Annotated in this window: 1 protein-coding gene; it reads left to right on the top strand. The window is 37.4% G+C overall.

All coding sequences use genetic code 11. From position 1 onward, the window contains the following. Positions 1-138 precede the first annotated feature (138 nt). Positions 139-1,479, top strand: coding sequence for an IS30 family transposase (locus WMO75_RS19455; RefSeq protein ID WP_118252247.1), 1,341 nt, complete (start codon positions 139-141; stop codon positions 1,477-1,479). Positions 1,480-1,722: the final 243 nt, after the last annotated feature.

The raw sequence follows: 1,722 nt of genomic DNA, 5'->3' as shown, positions 1-1,722 counted from the left end.
GGTTAAATGTATTTTTAAATTCTACCTTGCAAGAGTAAATTCTATACCTGTAGAATTTACTTCTGCATGGATTTTTCCTTCTTCTTTTTATAAAATACTACTGCAGATGATCCCCTGCCTGTGCAGAAGGAGGATAAAATGAATACAGGAAGACCAAAAGGTAACCAAAAACATCTTGACTTATCTGCACGTATTATAATCGAACAGCATTTAAATAACGGTGATTCATTTAGAAGTATTGCAATAGAATTAAACAAGGATCCAAGTACCATATCCAAAGAAGTCAGACGTCATTCTATTATCAGGGAAAGAAGTACAGATGCATTTGCCCCTATTCCCTGTGCAAATAATTATGATCGTTCAAAGCCCCGGACAAATATATGTAATGTCATGCATATGTGCGGTGATAATGAATGCCGGCACAAATGTGTCCTCTGCAGAAAATTCAGATGCAGCGATGTCTGTAAATTTTATAAACCAAGAGAATGTGAGAAATTAAATAAACCGCCTTATGTGTGCAATGGATGCAGCAAGAAAACGAATTGCATGATGGACAAAAAGATTTATTCTTCAAAATACGCCCAGGACACCTATGAAGCCCTTAGGACCACAAGCAGAGAAGGAATCAATCAGACACCGGAAAGTATACAGAAACTGGACATCCTGTTGTCACCGTTTCTCAAAAAAGGACAATCTATTGCCCACATCTACGCATCTCATGCTGATGAGATCGCCTGTTCCAGAAGAACCATATATTCTTACATAGACCGTGGCGTTTTTCAAGCCAGAAACATAGATCTGCGCCGTAAAGTGGTATACAAGCAGCGGAAAAGAAAAACTACTGCCAGCCTTAAAGACAGAAGTTTCCGAAAAGATAGGAGCTATAAAGAATTTCTGGAATATATCGCAGCGAACAAATCTGTTTATGTAATCGAGATGGATACCGTTGAAGGAGCAAAAGGTACCAGTCCCTGCTTTCTGACTATGTTCTTTCGAAACTGTAGCCTTATGCTTATGTTTCTTTTAGAAGAACAGACCCAGAAAGAAGTAACCAGGATTTTTGATCATTTAACAGAATTACTTGGAATTGAACTGTTCCAGAAACTTTTCGAAGTGATACTTACGGACAACGGACATGAATTTCAGGACCGGCAAAGTCTGGAATATAGCAAAAATGGAGAAGTACGCACACGTATTTATTATTGTGATCCCAACCGTTCTGATCAAAAAGGTGCTCTTGAAAAGAATCATGAATATATAAGGTATGTCCTTCCAAAAGGAACAAGCTTTGAAAAAATGACAGACAAGACAACGCTGCTGTTATTAAATCATATCAACAGCGAAAAACGGGACAGCCTCAATGGACACAGTCCATATGAAGTATCCCGTCTCCTGCTGGATAACAGACTTCATAAAGCATTAGGACTGGCAGAGATACCAGCCGATGAAGTCACATTGATACCAGCATTAATAAAATAATAATAACAATACAGGCACAGGCAAGTTTCATTGCATAGAATTTAGTCTTTCCAACAGACATGTGGAATTTAGTCCTGCACACTATTTCCAGATGTCCTTTTATCATGCAAAAAACTATGCTGTTTATGCCGTATAAAAGCATTATATACTAAAAAAATTAAGTTGTGTATCTCCGAAAATAGAATTTAATCCCGCATAAAATCAAGGTATGTTAGAATGTAGAATTTACTTTTTCATTCAAGC

The organism is Blautia intestinihominis (genome assembly GCF_040096655.1).
Taxonomy (GTDB): domain Bacteria; phylum Bacillota; class Clostridia; order Lachnospirales; family Lachnospiraceae; genus Blautia_A; species Blautia_A intestinihominis.
Note: the sequence above shows the minus strand (reverse complement) of the source record. Positions and strands in the feature narration are given on the sequence as shown.

Excerpts from the sequence above, each read along its gene's own strand:
- WMO75_RS19455 (WP_118252247.1), top strand. The coding sequence starts at position 139 with ATGAATACAGGAAGACCAAAAGGTAACCAAAAACATCTTGACTTATCT.